Here is a 23,621-nt window from a genome sequence, read left to right as displayed (position 1 = left end):
CGCTCAGAACTCCCGCAACTGGTGCAGGCTGTTACTGGCGGGCTTGGTCGCCGCGACGTCGTCGCTGGCGCAGCCGCAAACATTCGGCTTCGGATCGTGGAACACGAAGCCGCTCCGCGTCGGGGTTTCGACGAAGTCGATGGTGACGCCCTGCAGCAGCAGCCGGCTCTCGGCCGGCAGGAACAGCTTGATGTCGTCATGGCTGACCACGGCGTCGCCGGAGCGCGGCGCGGCCTCGACGTCGAATTCCGCGGCGAGCCCGGAGCAACCGCCGGAACTCACCGACAACCGGAATCCACCGGCGCCGCCGCTGAAGCGAATCATCCGGCGAATGAATTTCTCAGCCGATGGGGTGAAGCTGAAATCCATCGCGGCCTCCTCACGCTGGCGCCTGGTAGCGCGGAACCGAATTGTCGATCACGCAGGTGTTCTCCACCGGGCACACCGCGACGCATTGCGGAACGTCGAAATGACCAAGGCATTCGGTACATTTCTTCGGGTTGATGACGAAGGTGCCGCCCTTCTCGTAGATGGCCACGTTCGGGCATTCCGGCTCGCAAGCGGAACACGAGGTACATTGCGAGGCGATGATCTTGTAAGCCATTTTCTGTCCTTCACTGCGGGCGGATGCCCGGTCTCCTCGGTCTCGCGCCGCGGATGGCGGCGCATCGATTGCAACGCTCAGGTCTCGATAAACGCGCCCTGGCGGATGTCGGCATCGCCGCGCACGACGTGGCGGATCTCCGACTTACCGACGCGCTCCAGATAGTCCTTGAAATACGCGATCACCGATTTCTCGATGAACTCGAACGCGTAGGTCTCGACCGCCTCGATCCCGGCGCCCTCCAGCGAATCCTTCGGGCAGACGCCGATCTTGGCGACCAGCACGGCGGAGCAGTCGTTCAGCGCCCGGATAATCGGTTCGACGCCGTCGGCGCTGGCATAGCCGCCCTCGCAATACAGATCGACGCGGCGATGGCCGATGAACTTGGCGCCCGTGGTCGAGACTTCGTAGATCTGGAATTCGTGGGCGTGGCCGAAATGTTCGTTGACGCGCCCGCCGCCCTTGGTGGCGACCGCAACCTGGATCTTGATCGCGCTGGTCTCGTCCGCGAGCTTGGCGAGCTCGGCCTGCTTGGCCCTGGCGATCACCTCGCGCTCCTGCTCGACCTTGGCCTGATAGGCCTGACGCGCCTCGAGGTCGTATTCGACCTCCATCTCCATCACCTTGTCGGTGGAGAATTCGGCGCTGCGGTCCTCGCCGAGCAGGCCGACGGCGTCGGCGCGGCACTGCCGGCAATGCCGCATCATGTTCATCTCGCCCTCGCAGGCATCCTGCAGCGCCTTCAGCTCCTGCGCGGTCGGGCCGCGCTGGCCGGTCAGGCCGAACACCGTGCCGTGCTCCGGCTCGGAGATCAACGGCATGATGTTGTGCAGGAAGGCGCCGCGCGACTTCACCGCTCTGTTGACCTCGACCAGGTGCTTGTCATTGACCCCGGGGATCATCACCGAGTTGACCTTGACCAGGATGCCGCGCGCGGTGAGCATTTCGAGGCCCAGCAACTGCCGCTCTGACAGAATCCGCGACGCCTCGACGCCCTCGATGCGGCGGTGGTTGTAGAAGATCCACGGATAAATCTTGGCGCCGATCTCCGGGTCGACCATGTTGATGGTGATGGTGACGTGATCGACATTCATCGCCTGAATCCGGTCGACGTGGTCGGGCAGCGTCAACCCGTTAGTCGACAGGCACAGCTTGATGTCGGGCGCGGTCTCGGCGACCAGTTCAAAGGTCTTGAAGGTCTTGCCCGGATTGGCCAGCGGGTCGCCGGGGCCGGCGACGCCGAGCACGGTCATCTGTGGGATCGTTGAAGCCACCGTCAACACCTTGCGCGCGGCCTGTTCTGGCGTCAGCTTCTCGCTGACAACGCCGGGGCGGGATTCGTTGGCACAATCATATTTGCGATTGCAGTAGTTACACTGGATGTTGCAGGCTGGCGCCACCGCGACATGCATGCGGGCGAAGTGATGATGCGCCTGTTCGCTGTAGCAGGGATGGTTCTTGACCTTGTCCCAGACCTCCGGCGAAAGATCACCCTGCCCGGCGCCCGACCCGCAGCTCGCCTTGCCGCTGCCGCCGGTGCTGCTACATCCGCCTTGCGCCGCCTCGCGACGCACCTCGTCGAGCGTCTTTGCGCCGGGCCCACCGAAGTCTTGCAGCTGTAGCAACTTTTGCATGGTCGGCCCTCGTTGATCGTCGCGCCCGGCGCGCGACATGCCCGTTATTGGTCTTGGCCTGATAGGTCTGGCCTGACGGCGTCGACCGAAGCCTTGCAACATTCGGAGAGGTACTACGCAACTAACGTGCCAGCGCCGCCTCGTTCATGAATCGTTGCCACTGCAAGGAGTTAGCATTGCGCGCGTTGTGATATCGGCGACAAGCGACGCCCGATCGAGGCGCCGCTGTTGCGAACGAGACATTGGATGCGCGCACTGCCACAACCGGATCGATCAGGCTGGAATGCAGGTATTTTCGACCGGACATACCGCGACGCATTGCGGCTTGTCGAAATGACCTTCGCATTCGGTGCATTTCGCCGCTTCGATCACATACATGCCGCGCTTCATGGAGATCGCGGCGTTCGGGCATTCGAATTCACATGCGCCACACACGGTGCATTGCGAGGCGACAATCTTGTAGGCCATGACAGACTCCTGAGGTTCGCAGACATTGCATTGTGCAATCGTCTTTCAAGCCCCGTGCCAGAAGGTTAGTCATTGGATTTGCTTGATGATTCGCCGCGCACGGAGCGCCGCCGGTGTCGGGGGCCCGACACCATGTCGCAAGTCTGACAGACCAACTCCGACCGGCCAGGCTCAGAAGTGCTTGACCTCGATGTCGTGCTTCTTCAGCGCGTAGCCGATCTGACGCGGCGTCAGTCCGAGAATCCGCGCGGCCTTGGCCTGCACCCAGCCGGCGCGTTCCATGGCATCGACCAGGCGATCGCGTTCGGACATCTGCAAATCGGCGGCCGACTCCGCATGGCTTGGCGCGGCGGGCTGAGCCGCCGGCAACCGCGGCGCTTCGCTGACGCCGACCGGGTCGGCCAGAACCCTGCGCGGCAGCACCTGCAGCGGGATCTCGGGGCGCGGCCGTTCCGGCGCGGGGACGGCATGCCCCTTCCACAGAATCGCCGACAGGCACTCGTCCTGATGACAGGCGAAATCGCTCGCAACGATCGCGGGACCCGGCGCCAGCGTCGCGGTCCGCCGCACGCAATTCTCCAGTTCACGGACATTGCCGGGGAACGAACAGGCCTTCAACAGCTCGATCGACGCTCTCTCGAACGCCAGTTCGCGATCATTCTCCTTGTTGAAATTCTTCAGGAACTGCGTTGCCAGCAGCGGGATGTCGCTGGGCCGATCGCGCAACGGCGGCAGAATCATCGGCACTACATTGATGCGGTAATACAGATCAGCGCGGAACTCGTTGCGCGCGACGGCTTCCTCGAGATTGCGGTTGGTCGCAGCGACGATGCGGACGTTGACCTTGATGGTATGGTTGCCGCCGACCCGCTCGAATTCCTGCTCCTGCAGCACCCGCAGCAGCTTGGCCTGGAATGACGGCGAGATCTCGCCGATCTCGTCGAGGAACAGCGTGCCCTTGTCGGCCAGTTCGAACCGGCCCTTGCGCGAATTGATCGCGCCGGTGAACGCGCCCTTCTCGTGCCCGAACAATTCCGATTCAAGCACGGATTCCGGCAACGCCGCGCAGTTGATCTTGATGAAGGGGCCGTTGGCGCGCGCCGACAATTCGTGGATCGCCTTGGCGATCAATTCCTTGCCGGTCCCCGATTCGCCGCGCAGCAGGACCGGCGATTGCGACTTGGCGATGATACTGACCTTGGCAAGTAAGGTGCGGATCGCCGGGCTCTCGCCGACGATACCATCGACCTTGACCCGCTTGCGCTCCTTGGCCGGCTTCAGCTCCGACAGCTCTTTCTGCAGACGATGGCTCTCCGCCATCAGCCGCTCGCGGTCGCGCGCCACCACGCGGTGCAGCTTGACGGTCTGGCCAATCAGATTGGCAATCATGGTCAGGAAGCGGACGTCGGCATCGAACCTGAAATTCGCCCGTCCGTCGCGGACCCGGTCGATCGTCAGCGTTCCGACCACCCGGGAATCGATCCGGATCGGCACTCCGATGAAAGAGACTCTGGTCTCGGCGGAGGCACCGAGCGCGGCCGCATCGGCCGGGGTGAACATCGGATGGGCGGCGACATTGTCAGCAACCAGCGGCACCGCGGTCGCCACGATCTGGTCGATCGCCTTCTGCGGCAAGCGGGCGCGGTAGCGGCCGTCGCTGCCCTCGTTCCAGCCGGCGCCGACGGTGATGTCGGGAACGCCGTCGTCGGCCAGCAAGGACACCACGCCGTTACGCATCTGCAGGAACGACTGCAGCAGATTGACAACATTGGCCAAAGTGGTCTCAAGCCGTGCCGGCGCGGTGAGAATCTTCGAAATTTCGAATATCCCGGTGAGCGCGATCTCACTCAGCGGTATCGGAGCCGGGGTCGGCCGCAATTCATCGCTATCAACAAGGCGTATATCGCGGTGAGCCATCTGCTATCTCCTGTGCTCCGGACCTCCCCCCTCTAGCTTCGAAGCATTGCGGGATTGTGTATGATGTTCAACCAGATGTCGTGCTCATCTTGGCTGCATCGCTGCGGAAGTTGGTAGCTGGACATGCACAGATTTTACCCACCGCGGAAACCCTACAAATGGTCGATTACTTAGCTCCGAATCTCAACTTCTGAGCCAGTCATTGATCTAGAACAAATCGCCGCGATCAAAACAGCGGCGCTGGTAGCAACATCCTACCAACCCGCAACACGGCTTTGCCGACAAGTATTAGACGTGCTGACCGCCATTGATGTGAATCTCCTCGCCGGTGACGTAACTCGCAGCATCGGAGCATAGAAAAAACATCACCTTGGCGACTTCGTCCGGCGTCCCGATCCGGCCCATCGGAATGGTCGGCGCCAGTAATGCCTCGGTTTCAGGCGACAGGATGTCGGTCTTGATTTCGCCCGGCGCGATCGCATTTACCCTGATACCGTATGGTGCATAGTCATGCGCCATTTCGCGTGTCAGGCAAGTCAGCGCGGCCTTTGACGTCGCATAGGCGGTGCCGGCGAACGGATGTACCCGCGAACCGACAATCGAGGTGACGTTAATGATCGAGCCGCTCCCCGCCCGCAATTCCTCGAACAGGCCCTGCGCCAGCAGCACCGGGGCGAGCAGATTGACGTGGAACACGCTCATCCAGGTCGAGACCGGCGTCGTCAGCGAACTCAGCCGCTCGCCGTCCGAATTCTTCGGCGAGATCGCCGCGTTGTTGATCAGCGCGTGCAGCGGCGCGCCGGCGAGCTTCTCCTTCAATTCGGCGATGGCGCGCGGCAGCGCGCCGTGGTCCGACAGTTCGATAGCGACGTGGTTGTCCATCCCGGTGCTCCAGGGGCAGCGATCGTCGTCGAACGGCTGACGCGAGCAGGTGATGATTCGCCAACCGGCGTCCGAGAACAATTTCCCGGTGGCATGACCGATGCCGCGGGAGGCACCGGTCAGGACCAGCGTCTTCTGCTTCCCCGAGCGGCTCTCGCGCTGATCGTTGTGAAATGGACAGGCCCCCGGTGCGGTTGTCCCGGCCGGTCCGGCCGCCGGCATTCGCCCATCGGCGTATGAAATCTCGCTGATGCCTGCCACGAACGCTCTCCACTGAACTGCTTATTCTTGTCAGCTCACGACAGGGACTGCAGGAATTGGGCCATCGCCTTTCCGGCCAAAAACGGCAGACCTCCGACAGCTGAGTGTCTGCTGCTCGACAAGGTGGGAGCTTGCAAACAGCATTCGCGTGCGTTTCCCGACACAAGCGGCCAAGTTGGTCATGAACGGCGGTTCCGGAATGCCGCTCCGCCGGCTTCCGGCCACCGCGCGGCTGGTCCGGCTCTTGCTTTGTTGCGGCCGGATAACAAAACCGTGACGGGCGCACCGCGGATGCATCACCCAGCCGACCATAGCCGGAAACGCTTCGCCATCGTGCTGGGGACCAGCGAGATCGCCTCCGCGGTCGCGGTCCACCTGCATCGCGCGCGCTATGGCGTGGTGCTGTCGCACGATCCGTATCCGCCGGTGATCCGCCGCAAGATGGCGTTTCACGACGCGCTGTTCGGCGATGCGGTCGCGGTCAACGGCATCCCCGGCGAGCGCGCCGACGACGGTGTGCAGGTCTTCAAAGCGCTGCGCCACTCCGATCGGATTCAGGTGACCTGGCTGGCCTTGCCCGATCTACTCACCGTTGGGGCGATCGACGTACTGATCGATGCGCGTCTGCAGAAGCATCGCGTGACTCCTGATTTGCGTCGGCTGGCGCGGCTCGCGATCGGCCTCGGGCCGGGATTCTCGAGCAGCGCGAATTGCGATGTTGCGATCGAGACCCGACCCGGCCGTAGCGGGCTGCTGGTCCGCGAGGGCTGGACCGACGCCGCCGACGGCGTTGCCAGCCCGCTCGGCGGGGCCGGCGCCGAGCGCTTCTCCTATTCCCAGGGCAAGGGCCGCTGGCACACTGCCGTCGAGATCGGCTCCCGCGTGTTCAAGGGCTTCGTGCTCGGTCACTTGGCCGGCGCCCCGGTGCGGGCGCCGTGCGACGGCATCCTGCGCGGCATCGTTCGGGACGGCAGCGAGGTCCCGGCCGGGGTCAAGCTGCTGGAAATCGATCCTCGCGGCCGGCATGCACAATGGACCGGGATCGACGACCGCGGCCGCACCATCGCCAAGGCGGTGCTGAGCGCGGTCGAGTCAAGCACACGGCGACCCGGCGTCGCCGCCGCTGCGCCGACCTATCCGGCGTAGCGCATCACCAATCGCTGGTCAGCCGGCGCCAAGCGCCACCGCGATCTTGTAGGTGATCAGGCTGGCGAGATAGGCCAGCGCGAACATGTAGGCGAAGGTCACCGCCATCCAGCGCCAGCTCCCAGTCTCACGCCGGATCACGGCCAGGGTCGAGGCGCATTGCGGCGCAAAGATGTACCAGGCGAGCAATGACAGCGCGGTGGCCAGGCTCCATTTGGTTGCCAGCAGCTGCCCGATCTGCTCGGCAGCCTCCTTGCCGCCTTCGATCGCGTAGACCGTGCCGAGTGCGGCGACCGCAACCTCGCGCGCCGCCATGCCCGGAATCAGCGCCACCGCGATCTGCCAGTTGAAGCCGAGCGGCGCCAGCAGAGGCTCGATCGCGTGTCCGATGATCGAGGCCAGACTGAAATTGATCGCGGGCTCGGTCGTCCCCGCCGGCGGCCGGGGAAACGACGCCAGAAACCAGATCAGCACCATCATCGAGAAAATCGTGGTGCCGGCGCGCTGCAGGAACATCTTGGCACGGGTATAGACGCCGATCGCAATGCTGCGCAGCCGCGGCAATTTATAGTCCGGCAGCTCCAGCATGAACGGCGCAGGCTCGTAGTCCCGCCACAGGAAGAATTTCACCAGGAACGACACCGCGAGCGCGCTGACGATGCCGGCCGTGTACAGGCCGAACATCACCAGCCCCTGCAGATTGACCCAGCCCCAGACCTGCTCCGAGGGAATGAACGCCGAAATGATCAGGGTGTAGACTGGAATCCGCGCCGAACAGGTCATCAGCGGCGCGATCAGGATGGTGGTCAGCCGGTCACGGCGGTTGTCGATCACCCGCGTCGCCATGATGCCGGGGATGGCGCAGGCGAAGCTCGACAGCAGCGGAATGAAGGCGCGGCCGTGCAGCCCGGCGCCGCCCATGATGCGGTCCATCAGGAACGCCGCGCGCGCCATGTAGCCGAAATCTTCCAGCAGCAGGATCACCAGGAAGATGATCACGATCTGCGGCAGGAACACGATCACACTGCCGACGCCGGAGATCACGCCGTTCTGCAGAAAGCTCTGCAACAGGCCTTCCGGCAGGGTGTCGTGGACGAACTGGCCAAGCGTGGCGAAACCGGCGGCCAGGATCTCCATGATCGGCTGCGCCCATGAGAACACCGCCTGGAACATCACGAACAGCACCGCGATCAGCAGCACCAGGCCGGCCACCGGATGCAACACAACCGCATCGATCCGGGCGGTCATGGTGTCCGGCCTCGACGGCAGACTGACGCAATCGGCGATGATGCGGTCGGCTTGACGCTGGGTCGCGCGCAACTCGGCGACGCTGAGCGGCTTCCAGCTGCTTTCGATCAGCGCCGCCGGCGCGCGGGCGGCAAATTCATCAGTGCGCTTTAGCAGGTCCGCGATGCCGCCTTTGCGGACGGCGATCGAGGTGACCACCGGAACCCCGAGCGCCGCACTCAATCGCTCGACATCGACGGTGACGCCGCGTCGAAGCGCGATGTCGTACATGTTCAGCACCAGCATCAAGGGGCGGCCGGTGGCCTTGAGTTCGAGCACAAGGCGGAAGGTCAGCCGCAGATTGGTGGTGTCGGCGACGCACAGGACGAGGTCGGGAACCGCCTCGCCGGGAAACCGGCCGAGCACGATGTCGCGGGTGATATCCTCATCGGGGCTGCGGCCGCGCAGCGAATAGGTCCCCGGCAGGTCGACCAGCGTCACACTGCGGCCGTCCGGCGTGGTAAACACCCCGGCCTTGCGCTCCACGGTGACGCCCGGATAGTTCGCCACCTTCTGACGGCTGCCGGTCAGTGCGTTGAACAGCGAGGTCTTGCCGCTGTTCGGGGTTCCCACCAGCGCAAGATTCAGCGGACGAAGATCGATTGTGCTCATTCGTGCGGCGATCGTCACATCAACACGACGGCCATCGCCTCGCGTCGCCGCACCGCTATGGTAATATTGTCGACACGGACCGCGATCGGGTCGCGGCCGATGATGCCTTCGTGCAGCACCTCGATCCTGGCGCCCTCGACAAAGCCAAGTTCGATCAGACGACTCTCCAGTTCGACCGGATGCAGCGCCGAGGCCACGCCGTCGGATTCGATCGCATGGACAATGCCGCGAAACCCACGCCGCGCATTTCCGAGCAGGATGGGATGCTTGCCGCCCTTGTGATGGTTCTTGGTCATCGTCCGTTGTTCCAATCGCGGCTCGCGGAGGTCAATCGATTCAATCCCGCGCCGATCCGAACTCCAGACGATTGCAACAGGCGCCAACAATTCGCAGCTAAGACGGAATCGGCGGAAATTGGTTTGATCTGGCACAAAACTGCGGTCGCCCGGCACGCAATGAGCGTGAAAGTCGTAAACCATTGATCGCGGTCAGTTTTGGTTTACCAGCCCGGTTAAGCTTTGAGCCAACTCGGCATGCGAAGGTCCAGTCATGATCGGGGGCAAACCTCGGCAGGGAAGGCGTCAGGGTCAGGCCGCCAAACGGCCTGACCCGCCACTTAGGAAGCACCATGTCATCGACAAAGTCGGCCGCATCGAGGCGCCGCAAGGCGAAGCAGTCATTTCCTTCCTCTTTTTCAATATCGATGGTGATCACCCAGAACCTGGCGAACATGGTCACAGTCGCCGCGTGTTCGGGATCGGTGCTGCTCGGGCTGCTGATCGCAAGGCGGTTCTGACCCCCGCGACATATTAGCCGCGCCGGGTCGCCGCCCAAATCACATGCCGCGCGCCGCCGCGCGCGCCATTGGCGCGCACCTTGATCTCATCCACCTCGAAGCCAGATTCTCGAAGTCGCTTGGCGAAACCCGGATCGGGTCCGGACGACCACACCGCCAGCACGCCGCCGGGACGCAGCGCCTCGCGGGCCTCGCGCAATCCTCTGAAATCGTAAAGCGCATTGTTGGCCTCGCGGGTCAGCGCTTCGGGGCCGTTATCGACGTCGAGTAGAATGGCGTCGAATGCCAGCCGGCCGGCTCCGATCACCTCCCCGACATCGGCCTCGCGGATGCTGACGCGCGAATCCGTCAGACTGTCCCCGAAAATTTCCGCCATCGGGCCCCGCGCCCATGCCAGCACAGCTGGGATCAGTTCGGCGACCACGATGCTCGCCCCGCTTCCGAGCTGCGCCAGCGCGGCCCGCAGCGTGAACCCCATCCCCAATCCGCCAATCAGCATTCGCGGCCGCTCCACCGCGCGTAGCCTCTCGCAGACGATGGTGGCGAGCGCCTGTTCCGAGCCGCTGAGACGGCTGTTCATCAGCTCGTTTTGCCCCAGCATGATCGAGAATTCGGACCCCCGCCGCATCAGGCGAAGCTCGGCGTCGGCGCCGGGCACCCGCGCCGTGTCGATCAGACACCATGGAATCACGAGACACCTCTCAGTGCGTCAGCTACCGCCCGTCGGCGCGGAGCCTGCGCAGCCGCGATCGGGCGCAACGACGGATTCACGAATCTCGGCACGAACCTAGCGGCGTTGGCCGCTGCCGCAATTATACGCCTTGCGAAACCCCGCGGCCCGCGCGTCGTCCTCGGAGCAGAACCAGCGATTGGGTCTGGTGAGCGCCGGATAGCTGCGGCAACTTTGGGTGTGGTAAATGCCCCGGTTGCCGGTGAACCTCGCACGAACCGCGAGCTTGCCCTTGATCGTGCAGCCCGGCGGCATCGCGGGTTCGACGGGAAACAAGATCTCCCGCAGCTCCGCCAACTTGTCGCTTCGGCACGCCGCGCCAAGCAGAGGCGCGTCGATCTTCCAGCCGCGAAATTCCTGCGGCGAGGCGAAGCAGCCTTTCCACAATCCCCTCTCATTAGCCCGCGCATCGGCTTGGTCCGCGCCGAACCGCGGCACGCCAGACTCGGCACTCAGCGCCCAACCCTGCCGCACCAGCGTTTGGTTGATGCTCTGCGTCTCGCCGGCCAGCGTGCAGATCCCGATTCGCCAATTGTTCGATTTCGGCACCGCGCCCTTGTCCTCGCAACGCAGTTCGCGAGCGCCGATCAGCTTGGTCAGTTGATCGCGCGCCTCGACGCCGCAGGCCCAGGAATCGGCTTTCTGGTCGACGCAGACCTGGTCGAATTCCGGTGCATCAATGCCGTCGAGCCGATAGATCACGCCCCTGACCTGGAGGGTGCCTCCATCCTTCACCACGGCATCGCTGGCCCAACTCGGAGCGGCCAGAAGCGTCGCCAGCATTGCCAAGACAAATCGCATTCGTCATCCCCCACCGGACTATAGTCGAATGGCGCCGATCTCTCCAGCCACCGCGCGCCCATCGCATTGCGAATTCGCCGAACGATGTTGTCGCGCATTCGACCTGATTGGCCCAATGTGGCTCGGTCCGCACCCAATCGGAGTCTATCCGGGCTCACTCAACCTTCGAATTCGATCGCTCGACCGGAGATCAGACCAACGTCTTAGACAGCGATGAAATCGGAATGAGCTACGCTTTCCGCAACCGATGTGAACATATGATGGAAGTCATCCGGATAGCGACAGAGGCGTCGCCTTCCAACTCGGCTGCATCGACGGCGGCCGGATCGATCGGCGAACAAGGCTGACCTTGCCGCCTGTCCGCCGGCAAGACTTGAGGAAAACCGTGGTCGATATCCGCGCCCGGAAAGTGACATGGCAGGAAGTCGGCCTGGTGACGGAACCGGGCCGATATCTTTACAGATTCGGCTGGCTCACCATCACCCAGGATGATCTGGCTGTGTGGCAGAGCTTCCCCAATGCGGCATTTGCACTTGTCCCAATTCCGCCCGGCGATTCCACCGACGAGTATCATCTCGGCTCGTTCGAACTCGGGCTCGAATAGTCGTCTTGGCTGCCGGCCTAGCTGACGCGCCGCTCGCGGTTGTCCCAGAACGGCGCGCGCAGCTCGCGCTTGAGAATTTTGCCGGCGCCCGACAGCGGTAGCGGGCTCGCCCTGACCTCGACGCTACGCGGGCATTTGTAGCCGGCGATCAGCGTCTTGCAGAACTCGATCAGTTCGGCGGCTGAGACCTGTGCGTCGGCCCGCGTCACCACCACGGCGTGGACCCGCTCGCCCCAGTGCTCGTCGGGAATGCCGATCACGGCGCATTGCGCCACCGCCGGATGCTGGGCGACGGCGTTCTCGACCTCGACCGAATACACGTTCTCGCCGCCCGAGATGATCATGTCCTTGACCCGGTCGACGACGAATACGAAGCCGTGTTCGTCCATGTAGCCGCCGTCGCCGGTGTGCATCCAGCCGTCGATCACCGCGCGGGCGGTCTCTTCCGGCCGCTCCCAGTAGCCCATCATCACATTGTCGCCGCGCACCACGATTTCCCCGACGGTGCCAAAGCCGACCGGCTTGTCGTCGGCGTCGACGATGCGGACCTCGCAGCCCAGCGTCGCCCGACCGGCGGCGCGGTGCCGACCCTTGGCGCGGCCCTCGCCGATGTGCTCGTTCCAGTGCAGCAGCGTGGCGATCGGCGACAATTCGGTCATGCCGTAGGCCTGGGTGAACTGCGCCTTCGGCAGCGCCTTGGTGGCGCGGTCGAGCACCGCCTCGCTGATCGGCGACGCGCCATAGACGACGTTCTTCAGCGACGACATGTCATGGGAGCCGAGCGCTGGATGATCGACCAGCATCTGGATCATGGTCGGGACCAGCAGCACGTCGGTGACGCGCTCCTTCTGCACCACGGCCATCACGCCGTCCGGCGTGAACGCCTGAACCATCACATTGGCGCCGCCGCTGAGCAGCAGCGAATACATCGCCGCGCCATTGGCGAGGTGAAACATCGGGGCGGCATGCAGATAGGTCGCGGTGCCCGGGAACAGGCCCTCGCCGAGCGCATTCAGCGCGTTGGCCATCAAATTGCCGTGGCTGAGCATCACGCCCTTGGAGCGGCCCGTGGTACCGCCGGTGTAGAAGATGCCGGCGAGATCGGCGGCCTGACGCATCGCATCGGGGATCGGCTCGCTACGCGAGATCAGCGCCTCGTAGCTTTCCATGCCATCCGGGACATCACCGTCATCGGCATAGACCAGCTTCAATTCGGGCAACGCCTTCGCCAGCGCGGCGCCGGTCGCCGCGAACGCCTTGTCGACCACCAGCACATTGGCGCGGCAATCGCGCAGCGCGTCTTCGTTCTCGAGCGGGCTCCATCGGGTGTTGAGTGGCACGATCACGGTGCCGGCCCAGGCCGTGGCCAGGAACAATTCGAGATAGCGATCGGAATTCAGCGACAGCACCGCGACGCGGTCGCCGGGCTCGGCGCCGAGCGCGCGCAGCCCGGCGGCAAGCCGCGCGACGCGCTCGCCGACCTCGCGCCAGCTCCGTCGCCGCTCGCCATACACCGTGGCGAGGCCGTCGGGCTTGATCTGCAGCGCCCGCCGCAATCCGTGGGTGGTGTTCATCGTTTCCCTCCGCTGGTTTGTTTGCTTTTTGACTTTGATGGCGCCGGCGCCGTCTTACGTGAGGCCCGTGCCGCCAATCCCTCGGTCAGCCGTACCGAAAATTCCTCCGCGACCTGCTCGGCCGACAAGTCACCGCCGCGCTGGAACCAGTGACCGATCCAGTTCAGCGAGCCGGCGATGGCAAACGCCGCCATCTTGGCGTCGCACGGCTTGATCGAGCCGTCCGCAATGCCGTCGGTGATGTAATGTCGAAAGGTCCTGTCGATGCTCTTCTTGGCGTCGCGCAGGATCTTGCTGTTGCGGTCGGACAGATCGCGGGTGTCGAACCGGATCAGACTGGCGCCGTAATCCGTCGTCATCACTTCCGCATAGGCTTGGATCAGCTTGCGCAGCTTCGCTATCCCCGTGCCGCCGCCGGCATCGATCTCGGCGATCACCTCGTCGACCCGCTCCTGCCCCAGCAGGCAGCATTCGAACAGGATTTCTTCCTTGCCGCGGAAGTAGTTGTACAGCGCCGGCTTGGTGATGTTGAGCCGCTCGGCGACGTCGTTCAGCGTGGCGCGGTGATAGCCCTGCTCGAGAAACAGATGCACGGCGGTGCGCAGCACCGCCTCGCGCTTCTCGTCGCGGGCGCGGCGGCGATTTTCGAACGGCATCCAGGGCGAGTCGTCTGGCGACTGGGCGTCCATTTCGAATTCCGGCGGCGTCGCATTGACTCGGGATTTGGCCACGTATATTACCCATGGGTAACAAAAAGTCCATTGGGTAATTTACGGAGGATTGGATGCCATCTCGCGCCTATGTTGCCGGTGTCGGCATGATCCCATTCGTCAAACCCGGCGCCAACGAGCCGTATCATGTGATGGGCGCAACGGCGACGAAATTGGCGCTCGCGGATGCCGGCCTCGACTACGGTCTGATCCAGCAGGCCTATGTCGGCTACGTCTACGGCGACTCGACCTGCGGTCAGCGCGCGCTGTACCCGGTCGGCATGACCGGAATCCCGATCGTCAACGTCAACAACAACTGCTCGACCGGCTCGACCGCGCTGTTCCTCGCCCGCCAGGCGATCGAATCCGGCGCCGCCGATTGCGTGCTGGCGCTCGGCTTCGAGCAGATGAAGCCCGGCGCGCTCGGTTCGGTCTACACCGACCGGCCCAGCGCGTTCGACGAGTTCGATGCCGCGGCCGATCAATTGGTCGATGCGCCGGGGGTACCGCTGGCGCTGCGTTATTTCGGCGGTGCCGGCCTCAGCCACATGAAGAAATACGGCACGCCGTTGTCGTCCTTCGCCAAGATCCGCGCCAAGGCCAGCCGCCACGCCAAGAATAATCCGCTCGCGCTGTTCCGCAAGGAGGTCTCCGCCGACGACGTCATGAACGATCAGGTGATCTGGCCTGGCGTGATGACCCGGCTGATGGCCTGTCCGCCGACCTGCGGCGGCGCCGCCGCGGTGCTGGTTTCGGAGAAATTCGCCAAGCAGCACGGCCTGCGCACCGATGTGCGGATCGCCGCGCAGAGCATGACCACCGACACCCCGTCGACTTTCGGCGCCCACGACATGATGCAGGTGGTCGGCTTCGACATGGCGCGGGCCGCCGCCAACGCCGTCTATGAGAAGGCCGGCGTCGGCCCCGATGATCTCGACGTGGTCGAACTGCACGACTGCTTCGCGCAGAACGAGTTGATCACCTACGAAGCGCTGGGCCTATGCCCCGACGGCGGCGCGGAGAAATTCATCGACGCCGGCGACAACACCTATGGCGGCAAGTTCGTCACCAACCCGTCGGGCGGACTGCTGTCGAAGGGTCACCCGCTCGGCGCCACCGGCCTCGCGCAATGCTACGAGCTGACCCGGCAATTGCGCGGCACCGCGGCGGCGACCCAGGTCGACGGCGCGCGGCTCGGGCTGCAACACAATCTCGGCCTCGGCGGCGCCTGCGTGGTGACCCTGTACGAGCGCGCGTAAGGACACATCATGGTCGATCAATCCGCCGTCGGGCGTCGCTTTACGCCGGTCACCGCGCATGTCGAGCCGGGACGACTGCGCTATTTCTTTGAAACGCTGGGCGAGAGCAACCCGGTCTATCGCGACGCCGCGGCGGCGAAGGCCGCGGGCTTTACGGCGATCCCGATCCCGCCGACCTATCTGTTCTGCCTCGAACTGATGGACTCCGAGACGCCGTTCGAATTCCTCACCGCGCTCGACATCGATCTCGGCAAGGTGCTGCATGGCGAGCAGAGCTTTGCCTATCACGCGCCGGTCGTGGTCGGTGACACCGTCACCTTCAGCCCGCGGGTCACCAGCGTCACCGACAAGAAGGGCGGCGCCATGACGCTGATCGTGGTCGAGACCGAGGTCACCAACCAGAATGGCGTCCACGTCGCCGACGTCGCCCGCACCATCGTGGTGCGGAATGGAGCCAGCTCATGAGCAAGACGGCCCCCGCGGTCGGCGACCGCATCGTCCACAAGGAATTCCCCGCCATCACCCGCCACACGCTAGCGCTGTATTGCGGCGCCTCGGGCGATCACAACCCGATCCATGTCGATATCGATTTCGCCAAAGCATCGGGATTTCCCGACGTGTTCTCGCACGGCATGCTGGTGATGGGCTATCTCGGCCAGGCGCTGACCGACGCGGTGGCACCTGGGAAGATCCGCTCGTTCTCGACGCGCTTCGCCGCCATCACCCAGCTCGGCGCGCAATTGACCTGCGAGGGCCATATCGCGGAGCTGCTCGAGACCGGAGGCGAACGCCGCGCCAGAATCGCGCTCACCACCAAGGACCAGCACGGCGAGACCAAGCTCGCCGGCGAAGCCATCATCGCCCTATAGCCAAGGAAGACCCGATGTCGAAACTGCAAGGAAAAGTCGCGCTGATCACCGGGTCGGGCCGCGGCATCGGCCGTGCCATCGCGCTGAAGCTGGCGCGCGAGGGCGCCAAGGTCGTGGTCAACGATCTCGATGCCGCGCCGGGCGACGCGGTCGCCGCCGAGATCAAGGCGGCGGGCGGCGAGGCGATCGCCATCAATGGCAGCGTCTCGGAGCCCGGCTTCGCCGACCGCTTTGTCGGCGCCGCGATGGAGACCTTCGGCGGCATCGACATCATCGTCAACAATGCCGGCTACACTTGGGATTCGACGATCCAGAAGATGACCGACGAGCAGTTCCAGGCGATGCTCGACGTCCATCTGGTGGCGCCGTTTCGGGTGCTGCGCGCCGCCGCCGAACCGATCCGGATTCTGGCGAAGAAGGAAGCCGAAGCCGGCCAGGAGGTGTTCCGCAAGGTGGTCAACATCTCGTCGATCGCCGGGCTCTACGGCAACGCCGGACAGGCCAGCTATTCTTCCGCCAAGGCATCGCTGATCGGCTTGACGCGGACGCTGTGCAAGGAATGGGGCCGCTACAAGGTCAACGTCAATTGCGTGGCGTTCGGGCTGATCAACACCCGGCTGACCCAGCCGATCGAGGCGCAGCAGACCACCATCGACGTCGCCGGCCGCGACATCAAGGTCGGCGTCCAGCCGCAGATGCTCGACGCCATGGCGAGGATGATTCCGCTCGGACGCGGCGGCACGCCGGAAGAAGCCGCCGACGCGGTTTATCTGTTTTGCAGCCCGGAATCGAACTACATTAGCGGGCAGGTGGTCGTCTGCGGCGGCGGCCTCATCATTTAACGCGAGGCATTATGCAATATCGATCGTCATGGATGACCGAGGAACTGGATTCGTTCCGCGATCAATTTCGGAAATTCCTCGCCAAGGACCTGGCGCCGCACGCCGAAAAGTGGCGGGCGCAGAAGATGGTGGACCGCTCGGCCTGGCTGGCGCTCGGCAAGATGGGCGCGCTGCTGCCGAGCATTCCGGAAGCCTATGGCGGGCTCGGCGCCACCTTCGCCTATGACGCCGCGGTGTTCGAGGAAATGGAGAGCGAGGTGCCCGACGCGCTCGGCGGCGTCACCGTCAGCAGCGGCATCGTCGCGCATTACATTCTGAACTACGGCTCCGAGGAACAAAAGAAGCGCTGGCTGCCGGGCATGGCGCGCGGCGAATTGATCGGCGCGATCGCGATGACCGAGCCGGGGACCGGATCGGATCTGCAGGGCGTGCGGACCACGGCGCGGCTGCAAGGAAACGCCTATGTCATCAACGGCCAGAAGACCTTCATCACCAACGGCCAGACCGCTGACCTGATCATCGTCGTCGCCCGCACCGGCGGCCCCGGCGCCAAGGGCCTGTCGCTGATCGTGCTGGAGACCGAGGGCAATGCCGGCTTCAAGCGCGGCCGCAACCTCGACAAGATCGGCCTGCCGGCGTCGGACACTTCGGAATTGTTCTTCGAGGACGCGGTGGCGCCGCCTGAAAACCTGCTCGGCGGCGAGGAAGGCAAGGGCTTCGCCCAGCTGATGCAGCAATTGCCGCAGGAGCGGCTGATCATTGCGATCGGCGCCGTAGCGGCGATGGAGCGCGCGGTTCGGCTAACGGTCGACTATACCAAAGAACGCAAGGCGTTCGGCCAACCGATCATCGAATTCCAGAACACCGCCTTCAAGCTCGCCGAGCGCAAGACCGAGGCGATGATCGCGCGGGTGTTCGTCGACTTCTGCCTCGAGCGGCTGCTGGCCGGCGACCTCGACGCCGTCACCGCCTCGATGGCGAAGTGGTGGACTACACAGAAGCAGGTCGAGACCGTCGACGAATGCCTGCAATTGCACGGCGGTTACGGCTACATGCAGGAATACCCGATCTCGCGGATGTACGTCGATGCGCGGATCCAGAAGATCTACGGCGGCACCAACGAGATCATGAAGCTGCTGATCGCACGGTCGCTGTAGCGTCATCGGTCCATTCCTCGCGGGTCACGGAGCACCACATGTCGATGGTTCTGAACGAGCGGCGCGGCGCCGTGGCGATCCTGACGCTGAACAATCCGGAGCAATACAACGCGCTCGGCGGCAGCCTGCTGGCCGATCTCGGTGCAGCGCTCGACGCGGCTCTCGCCGAGCCGGCGGTGCGGTCGATCGTGCTCACCGGCGCCGGCAAGGGGTTTTGCTCCGGCGCGCAGCTCGGCGGCGCCACCTTCGACGCCGGCGAGCAGGTCGCGACGATGATGCGCGGCCGGCTCAACCCGCTGCTCGAGAAGATGCGCGCCGCGCCGAAGCCGATCGTCGTCGCCGTCAACGGTCCGGCCGCCGGCGCCGGCGTCGGCATCGCGCTGGCCGGCGATGTCGTGATCGCCGCGCGCTCGGCGCGCTTCATCCTCAGCTTCGTCCGGCTCGGCGCCGCGCTCGATGCCGGGACGTCATTGTTCCTGCAGCGCGCGATCGGCGTCCCCCGCGCCCGCGCGCTGGCGCTGCTCGGCGAACCCCTGGCCGCCGAGAAGGCAGAAGAATGGGGCTTGATCTGGAAGATGGTGGAGGATGCGGAGCTGTTCGACACCGCTTTGGCCGCAGCCCAACGCCTGGCCGACGGTCCGCCGCTCAGCATCGGCCTGATCAAGGGACAGATCGAATCCGCCTGGGCGGCGCCGCTGGCCACGACGCTCGACGGCGAGGCGTCGTCGCAGGCGCGCGCCTTCGTGACCGAGGATCTGCGCGAGGGCGCCGCTGCCTTCGTGCAGAAGCGCCCGGCCCGCTTCACCGGCCGCTGACGCTCCGCGCTACGAGCGGCGCCAGCGTTCCCATTGCCGCTCGAACAGCGGCAGCAGTCCGCGCGGCGTCGCCAGGATGACAGCGATCACCACCACACCGTAGATGAAATAATGCAGCCCGGGCAGCGCGCTGCCGAGCTTGCCTCGCAGCACTTCGCCGAGCGGCACCAGCAGCAGCGCGCCGAGCGCGGGGCCGTAGGCCCGACCGAGCCCGCCGACGGTCGCGAACAGCACGATCTCGATGGTGATGACCGGAGAAATCAGCAGATAGGGATCGGCGAAGGTCAGATAGCGAACGTAGGCGGTGCCGACCACCGAGGCGAGCACGGCCGAGATCACCATCGCGGTGATCTTGTAGCGCAGCACGTTGACGCCGATCGCCTGCGCCGCCTTCTCGTTGTCGCGGATGGTGCGCAGATAGAAGCCGAGCGGCGCATTGAGGATCGCGACATTGACCAGGACGCAGACCGCGGCCAGCGTCAGCATCACCCAGAACGAGCCACTGCCGCCGCCGAACTGAAAGGCGAGGAAATCACCGGTGTCCTTGGGCAGCAGCATGCCAGACGCGCCACCGAGAAATTCCCAGCCCTCGACCACGATCGCACCCATCTCGGCGAAGGCCAGCGTGATCAGTACGAAGGAAAGATGGCCGAGCTGAAAGCGGAAATCGATCCAGGCGATCATGGCGCCGAGGACGCCGGAGATCACTGCTGAGATCACCAGCCCCAGCCACATATTGATGCCGAGCTTGAGCAGCAGCGCGCTCGACAGCATCGCGCCGATGCCGATGAACAGGCTGTGCGCCAACGACACCTGCCCGGCCATGCCGCCGACGATGTTCCACGACGACGCCAGCGCGACATAGACCAGCGCCAGCGTCACGATGTGTAGATAGTAGCTCGACAACGCGAAGGGCAGCAGCGCCGCGAGCAGCAGCACGCCCCACAGGATCGGCGACGACAGCGTGTCGTAGAATTCCTGCTTCATTTCGACGACCTCCAGGTCAGGCCCTGCGGCCGGAACAGCATGATCGCCACGAAGATGATGTAGGGCATCAGCAGGCCGATCGCGCCGTCGAGATAGATGGTGCCGAAGGCTTCGGCGATGCCGATGATCAGCCCGCCCAGCATGATGCCGACGAAATTGGTCATGCCGCCAAGCACCACGACCAGCAGGGTGATGACGGTGTAGCGCAATCCCTGGGTCGGCTGGATCGGCGTGCCCGGCAGCAGCAGCGCCGCGGCCAGCGCCAGAATGCCGATGCCGAGCGCGAAGGTCAGCACCTGGACGCGGCCGACGTCGATGCCCATCAGCGCCGCCGCATGGGCGTTCTGGTGCACGGCACGAATCGACCGGCCGAAATCGGTCGAGCGCAGCATCACGTAGAGACCGATCGCCAGCGCGAAGGAAATCACGAAGGCGATCACATGCGGCACGCGTAGCACCACGTCGCCGAGAATCCACAGTTTGGATTCGACGATCGACGGCGTCCGCGCCGGCTGGCCGCCGAACACCATCAGGATGCCGTTCTGCAGCACCAGGCTGAGACCCAGCGTCAGCTGCACCACCATCAGGAACTGGTGCCCGACCATCGGCCTGATCAGGAACAGATAGACCAGCGCGCCGATCGCCGTCATCACCGGAACCGTGATGATCACCGACACATAGGGGTCGAGCGACAGAGCCGAATACAGCCCCAGGCACATGAACATGCCGAGCGAGATGAAGTCGCCGTGGGAGAAATTGACGACGCCGCTGACGCCGTAAACCAGGCCCATACCGAGCGCCAGCAGCCCGTAGGTGCTGCCGATCAGCAGGCCCTGCGCCAGAGCCTGATAGAGTTCAGTCACGCCGCCCTCCGATCAGAGGCCAAGAATCACAGGCCAAGATAGGCACTCTTGGTGCGAGGATCGTTTCTGACCGCATCCGCGCCCCCTTCCACCGCGACCTGCCCGCGCTCCAGCACGTAACAGCGCTGGGCATGACGCAACGTCAAATTCAGGTTCTGTTCGACCAGCAGGATGGTCAGTCCGTCGGCGTGCAATTTGTCGATGATCTCGAAGATGTACTGCACGAACAGCGGCGACAGCCCGAGCGACGGCTCGTCGAGCATCAGCACCTTCGCGTCCGCCATCAGCCCGCGGCCGATCGCCAGCATCTGCTGTTCGCCTCCGGAGAGCGAGCCGGCGTGCTGCGCCAGCCGCTCGCCAAGCCGCGGGAACAGCTCCAGCACCTTCTCCATCTGCTGCCGGCGCTGCGGCCGCGCCCGGCTGTTGATGCCGCCGAGCAAAAGGTTTTCGCGGATGCTCATCTCGGGAAACACCAGCCTGCCTTCCGGGACCTGGACGATGCCGCGCTCGACGCGCTGCCGCGGCGTCAGACGGGTGATGTCCTCGCCCTGGAACAGGATGCGGCCGGCCATCGGCTTCACCGTGCCGGACAGGCTGTTGATCATCGTGGTCTTGCCGGCATTGTTGGCGCCCAGCAGGCCGACCAGTTCGCCGTCGCCGAGCCGGACGTTGATGTCGCGCAGCACCTCGATGCCGCCGTAGCCCGCCGTCAGGCCCTCGATCTCAAGCATCGATATGATCCCCGAAATAGGCGTCGATCACGCGCTGATCCTTGAGGATCTCCTCGGGCGTGCCTTCGGCGATCTTCTCGCCGAAATTGATCACCACGATCCGGGTCGCCAGCCGCATGATCACCGGCATCACGTGCTCGACCATCACGATGGTAACGCCCTGCCGGTTCAGTTCCTGGATCACCGCGATCGGCGCCGCCGTCTCCGACATGGTCAGGCCGGCCATCACCTCGTCGAGCAGGATGCATCGCGGATCGGTGGCGATGCATTTGGCGAGTTCGAGCAACTTCTTGTCCTGCAGCGACAGCGTCAGCGGCATCTTCAGTTCCTTGCCGCCGAGGCCGACGCGCAGCAGCGCTGCGGCCGCGTAGTCGATCGCCTCGCGCATCGGCCGCCGCGTCAAGGCCGCCGTCGTCACTACGTCGAGCGCCGTCATGTCGGCGAACGACTGCACGATCTGGAAGCTGCGCATCAGGCCGCGCCATACCAGGCGATCCGGCGAAATGCCGAGGATGCTGTGGCCGTCGTAAGACACCTCGCCCTCGCTCGGCGTGATGAAGCCGGAGATCACGCCGAACAGCGTGGTCTTGCCGGCGCCGTTCGGCCCGATGATGCCGACGATCTCGCCTTGCGCGACCGAGAAGCCGATCGCGTTGAGCGCGACCAGCCCGCCGAAGCGTTTGGTGACGTTGTCGACCGTCAGGAACGTCATGCCGATCGCCTAGGCGCGGGGCCGCGGCGGCACTTGCGCGAATTCCTTCGGGAACACGACCTGCTGGTCCTGCTCCGGAGTCCACTGCACGAACATCGCCGAACCGTCCTTCAGCAGGCGGTCCTCGGCGAACTGCAGGCCCTTCGGCTTGGCGACGTAGAGGTTCGGATCGCCGAACGGAATGTTGACGCTGCGGAACGCCTTGAGCAGGTCGTCGCTCTGCAGCGACGCGGCGTTTTCCAGCACCTGCTGCAACACGCGCGCGGCCTGCGCGTACTGGATCGCGCCCTGCCCGATGCGGTCGAGCTTGGCGATGTCGCGCAATTCGGCGATGATCTTCTGCATCGAATCCACCTTGGCACCGGGGCTGAAGCCGGTCATGCCGAATAGGTTCTTGGTCAGCACCGCCTTGCCGACCTCGGGACCGAGGTCCTTCCACAGCGACAGATCGGTGTAGCCGCCGGTGCCGCCGCAGAACAGGCTGTCGTGGTAGTTCAGGTTGTAACGGGCCTGATGCAGCAGGATGCCGTCGCGCGGCGTCACCAGTCCGGCCACCACGTCGGGCTTGAGCGAACGGATCCGGACCATCGCAGAAGTCTGGTCCTGCGCGCGGATGTCGAGCGCGGCCTCGCCGATGATCTCGACGCCGCTGGCCTTCAGCTTCTCGGTCAGGAACTTGTTGACCTGCTGGCCGGCTTCGTAATTCGAATAGCCCATCACCGCGGTCTTGATCTTGAATTTGTGCTCGTCGCGTAGCGCGACGATGAAGTCGTTGATGGTCTGGGCGTAGCCACGATCGTACGGGTAACCCAGCGTGAACATGTAGTCGGAGCGCGCGCCGCCGGCCCACACCGACAGCGTCGGCATCTTCAATTCGTCGAGCACCGGCGTCAGCGCCAGCATCTGCGCGCTGAGTATGGTGCCGGTGAGCAACTGGACTTTTTCTTCGGTGATCAACCGCCGCGCCTCGGCGGCAGTGCGCGCCGGCTGGCTGGTGTCGTCGGCCATCACCAGCTCGATCTGGGCGCCGCCCTTGCTCTTGATGCCGCCCTCGGCGTTGATCTTCTTGATGATGTATTCGAACGCCGGCTGCCCTTCCTGCGCATAGGCGGCGAGCCCGCCGCTCATGGAATTGACGACGCCGACACGGATGGTGGGCCCGGCGGCGCCGGCACGGCCGATGAACGGCGCGGCAATCGATCCCAGCAGCACGCCGGACGCACCGATTCCGAATGTTCTCCGATTGATGGCCATGTCGTCTCTCCCATATTCACGCGTCTTCAATTTGCGCGTCTCGAGGCGTGGTTTTCGCCGAAACTTAGGCGTTGTTTTTCCCGCGCCGTCAAATGTCATTTTGCTT

Annotated in this window: 26 protein-coding genes; 8 read left to right on the top strand and 18 right to left on the bottom strand. The window is 64.5% G+C overall.

The features are described 5' to 3' along the window. Positions 1-3 precede the first annotated feature (3 nt). The 6 genes from HXX15_RS13870 to HXX15_RS13845 all read right to left on the bottom strand — a co-directional run bounded on the left by HXX15_RS13870 (position 4) and on the right by HXX15_RS13845 (position 5,727). A complete protein-coding gene (locus tag HXX15_RS13870; RefSeq protein WP_296516642.1) occupies positions 4-369 on the bottom strand; it encodes an iron-sulfur cluster assembly accessory protein in 366 nt (121 codons plus the stop codon). Between the two features lie 10 nt (positions 370-379). Next, positions 380-604, bottom strand: coding sequence for a 4Fe-4S binding protein (locus tag HXX15_RS13865; RefSeq protein ID WP_296516641.1), 225 nt, complete (start codon positions 602-604; stop codon positions 380-382). Positions 605-681: 77 nt separating this feature from the next. Further along, positions 682-2,238, bottom strand: coding sequence for a nitrogenase cofactor biosynthesis protein NifB (nifB, locus tag HXX15_RS13860; protein ID WP_296516640.1), 1,557 nt, complete (start codon positions 2,236-2,238; stop codon positions 682-684). A gap of 273 nt (positions 2,239-2,511) precedes the next feature. Then, positions 2,512-2,706 carry a 4Fe-4S dicluster domain-containing protein gene (locus tag HXX15_RS13855; protein WP_296516639.1) on the bottom strand — a complete coding sequence of 65 codons (195 nt, stop codon included), beginning with the start codon at positions 2,704-2,706 and terminating at the stop codon, positions 2,512-2,514. Between the two features lie 171 nt (positions 2,707-2,877). Continuing rightward, entirely contained in the window at positions 2,878-4,623 is a 1,746-nt protein-coding gene (gene nifA, locus HXX15_RS13850; protein WP_296516638.1) for a nif-specific transcriptional activator NifA, read from the bottom strand. Positions 4,624-4,911: 288 nt separating this feature from the next. Then, the gene (locus HXX15_RS13845; protein ID WP_296516950.1) at positions 4,912-5,727 is read right to left on the bottom strand and encodes an SDR family oxidoreductase; all 816 of its coding nucleotides are present in this window, start codon (positions 5,725-5,727) and stop codon (positions 4,912-4,914) included. A gap of 330 nt (positions 5,728-6,057) precedes the next feature. Between HXX15_RS13845 and HXX15_RS13840 the strand changes: the two genes are divergently transcribed. Further along, positions 6,058-6,912 carry a xanthine dehydrogenase gene (locus HXX15_RS13840; protein ID WP_296516637.1) on the top strand — a complete coding sequence of 285 codons (855 nt, stop codon included), beginning with the start codon at positions 6,058-6,060 and terminating at the stop codon, positions 6,910-6,912. A gap of 18 nt (positions 6,913-6,930) precedes the next feature. Here HXX15_RS13840 and HXX15_RS13835 read toward each other — a convergent pair whose 3' ends face one another. From HXX15_RS13835 to HXX15_RS13815, 5 genes are all read right to left on the bottom strand, one after another. Then, complete coding sequence (locus tag HXX15_RS13835; protein ID WP_296516636.1) at positions 6,931-8,811, bottom strand: ferrous iron transporter B; 1,881 nt, start codon at positions 8,809-8,811, stop codon at positions 6,931-6,933. Between the two features lie 14 nt (positions 8,812-8,825). Next, positions 8,826-9,107 (bottom strand): FeoA family protein, encoded by a 282-nt coding sequence (locus HXX15_RS13830; protein WP_296516635.1) that lies wholly within the window; start codon positions 9,105-9,107, stop codon positions 8,826-8,828. A gap of 97 nt (positions 9,108-9,204) precedes the next feature. Next, positions 9,205-9,543 (bottom strand): hypothetical protein, encoded by a 339-nt coding sequence (locus HXX15_RS13825; protein ID WP_296516634.1) that lies wholly within the window; start codon positions 9,541-9,543, stop codon positions 9,205-9,207. A gap of 77 nt (positions 9,544-9,620) precedes the next feature. Beyond that, a complete protein-coding gene (locus HXX15_RS13820) occupies positions 9,621-10,298 on the bottom strand; it encodes a spermidine synthase (protein WP_296516633.1) in 678 nt (225 codons plus the stop codon). Positions 10,299-10,394: 96 nt separating this feature from the next. Next, complete coding sequence (locus tag HXX15_RS13815) at positions 10,395-11,138, bottom strand: thermonuclease family protein (protein ID WP_296516632.1); 744 nt, start codon at positions 11,136-11,138, stop codon at positions 10,395-10,397. 385 nt (positions 11,139-11,523) lie between these two features. Here HXX15_RS13815 and HXX15_RS13810 point away from each other — a divergent pair, with 385 nt between their 5' ends. Continuing rightward, positions 11,524-11,742: a hypothetical protein gene (locus HXX15_RS13810; protein ID WP_296516631.1), complete on the top strand. Its 219-nt coding sequence runs from the start codon at positions 11,524-11,526 to the stop codon at positions 11,740-11,742. A gap of 17 nt (positions 11,743-11,759) precedes the next feature. On the opposite strand, the gene HXX15_RS13805 is transcribed toward HXX15_RS13810, so the two are convergent. Both HXX15_RS13805 and HXX15_RS13800 read right to left on the bottom strand, forming a co-directional pair. Then, on the bottom strand, positions 11,760-13,316 hold the full coding sequence (locus HXX15_RS13805; RefSeq protein ID WP_296516630.1) for a long-chain fatty acid--CoA ligase: 1,557 nt from the start codon (positions 13,314-13,316) through the stop codon (positions 11,760-11,762). Next, positions 13,313-14,047, bottom strand: coding sequence for a TetR/AcrR family transcriptional regulator (locus tag HXX15_RS13800; protein WP_296516629.1), 735 nt, complete (start codon positions 14,045-14,047; stop codon positions 13,313-13,315). Before HXX15_RS13800 ends, HXX15_RS13805 begins: the two co-directional genes overlap by 4 nt. Before the next feature lie 53 nt (positions 14,048-14,100). Between HXX15_RS13800 and HXX15_RS13795 the strand changes: the two genes are divergently transcribed. From HXX15_RS13795 to HXX15_RS13770, 6 genes are read left to right on the top strand one after another with little or no spacing between them, the layout of a single operon-like run. Continuing rightward, on the top strand, positions 14,101-15,285 hold the full coding sequence (locus HXX15_RS13795; RefSeq protein ID WP_296516628.1) for a lipid-transfer protein: 1,185 nt from the start codon (positions 14,101-14,103) through the stop codon (positions 15,283-15,285). A 9-nt stretch (positions 15,286-15,294) separates the two neighbouring features. Continuing rightward, complete coding sequence (locus HXX15_RS13790; protein ID WP_296516627.1) at positions 15,295-15,750, top strand: MaoC family dehydratase N-terminal domain-containing protein; 456 nt, start codon at positions 15,295-15,297, stop codon at positions 15,748-15,750. Further along, positions 15,747-16,154, top strand: a complete 408-nt coding sequence (locus tag HXX15_RS13785) for a MaoC family dehydratase (protein WP_296516626.1) — start codon at positions 15,747-15,749, stop codon at positions 16,152-16,154. The genes HXX15_RS13790 and HXX15_RS13785 overlap by 4 nt, the downstream gene beginning before the upstream one ends. 14 nt (positions 16,155-16,168) lie before the next feature. Beyond that, positions 16,169-16,996, top strand: coding sequence for an SDR family oxidoreductase (locus tag HXX15_RS13780; RefSeq protein WP_296516625.1), 828 nt, complete (start codon positions 16,169-16,171; stop codon positions 16,994-16,996). An 11-nt stretch (positions 16,997-17,007) separates the two neighbouring features. Next, complete coding sequence (locus HXX15_RS13775) at positions 17,008-18,153, top strand: acyl-CoA dehydrogenase family protein (protein WP_296516624.1); 1,146 nt, start codon at positions 17,008-17,010, stop codon at positions 18,151-18,153. 38 nt (positions 18,154-18,191) lie between these two features. Continuing rightward, positions 18,192-18,968, top strand: coding sequence for an enoyl-CoA hydratase-related protein (locus HXX15_RS13770; RefSeq protein WP_296516623.1), 777 nt, complete (start codon positions 18,192-18,194; stop codon positions 18,966-18,968). Positions 18,969-18,977: 9 nt separating this feature from the next. Here the strand turns inward: HXX15_RS13770 and HXX15_RS13765 are convergent, their stop codons facing one another. From HXX15_RS13765 to HXX15_RS13745, 5 genes are read right to left on the bottom strand one after another with little or no spacing between them, the layout of a single operon-like run. Next, positions 18,978-19,955: a branched-chain amino acid ABC transporter permease gene (locus HXX15_RS13765; protein WP_296516622.1), complete on the bottom strand. Its 978-nt coding sequence runs from the start codon at positions 19,953-19,955 to the stop codon at positions 18,978-18,980. Beyond that, a complete protein-coding gene (locus tag HXX15_RS13760; protein ID WP_296516621.1) occupies positions 19,952-20,818 on the bottom strand; it encodes a branched-chain amino acid ABC transporter permease in 867 nt (288 codons plus the stop codon). Before HXX15_RS13760 ends, HXX15_RS13765 begins: the two co-directional genes overlap by 4 nt. Positions 20,819-20,844: 26 nt before the next feature. Next, entirely contained in the window at positions 20,845-21,549 is a 705-nt protein-coding gene (locus HXX15_RS13755) for an ABC transporter ATP-binding protein (protein WP_296516620.1), read from the bottom strand. Next, on the bottom strand, positions 21,542-22,261 hold the full coding sequence (locus HXX15_RS13750) for an ABC transporter ATP-binding protein (RefSeq protein WP_296516619.1): 720 nt from the start codon (positions 22,259-22,261) through the stop codon (positions 21,542-21,544). Before HXX15_RS13750 ends, HXX15_RS13755 begins: the two co-directional genes overlap by 8 nt. Before the next feature lie 9 nt (positions 22,262-22,270). Next, on the bottom strand, positions 22,271-23,515 hold the full coding sequence (locus tag HXX15_RS13745; protein WP_296516618.1) for an ABC transporter substrate-binding protein: 1,245 nt from the start codon (positions 23,513-23,515) through the stop codon (positions 22,271-22,273). Positions 23,516-23,621: the final 106 nt, after the last annotated feature.

The organism is Rhodopseudomonas sp., from assembly GCF_013377015.1.
Taxonomy (GTDB): domain Bacteria; phylum Pseudomonadota; class Alphaproteobacteria; order Rhizobiales; family Xanthobacteraceae; genus JARJEH01.
This window is presented reverse-complemented; position numbering and strand designations above follow the sequence as displayed.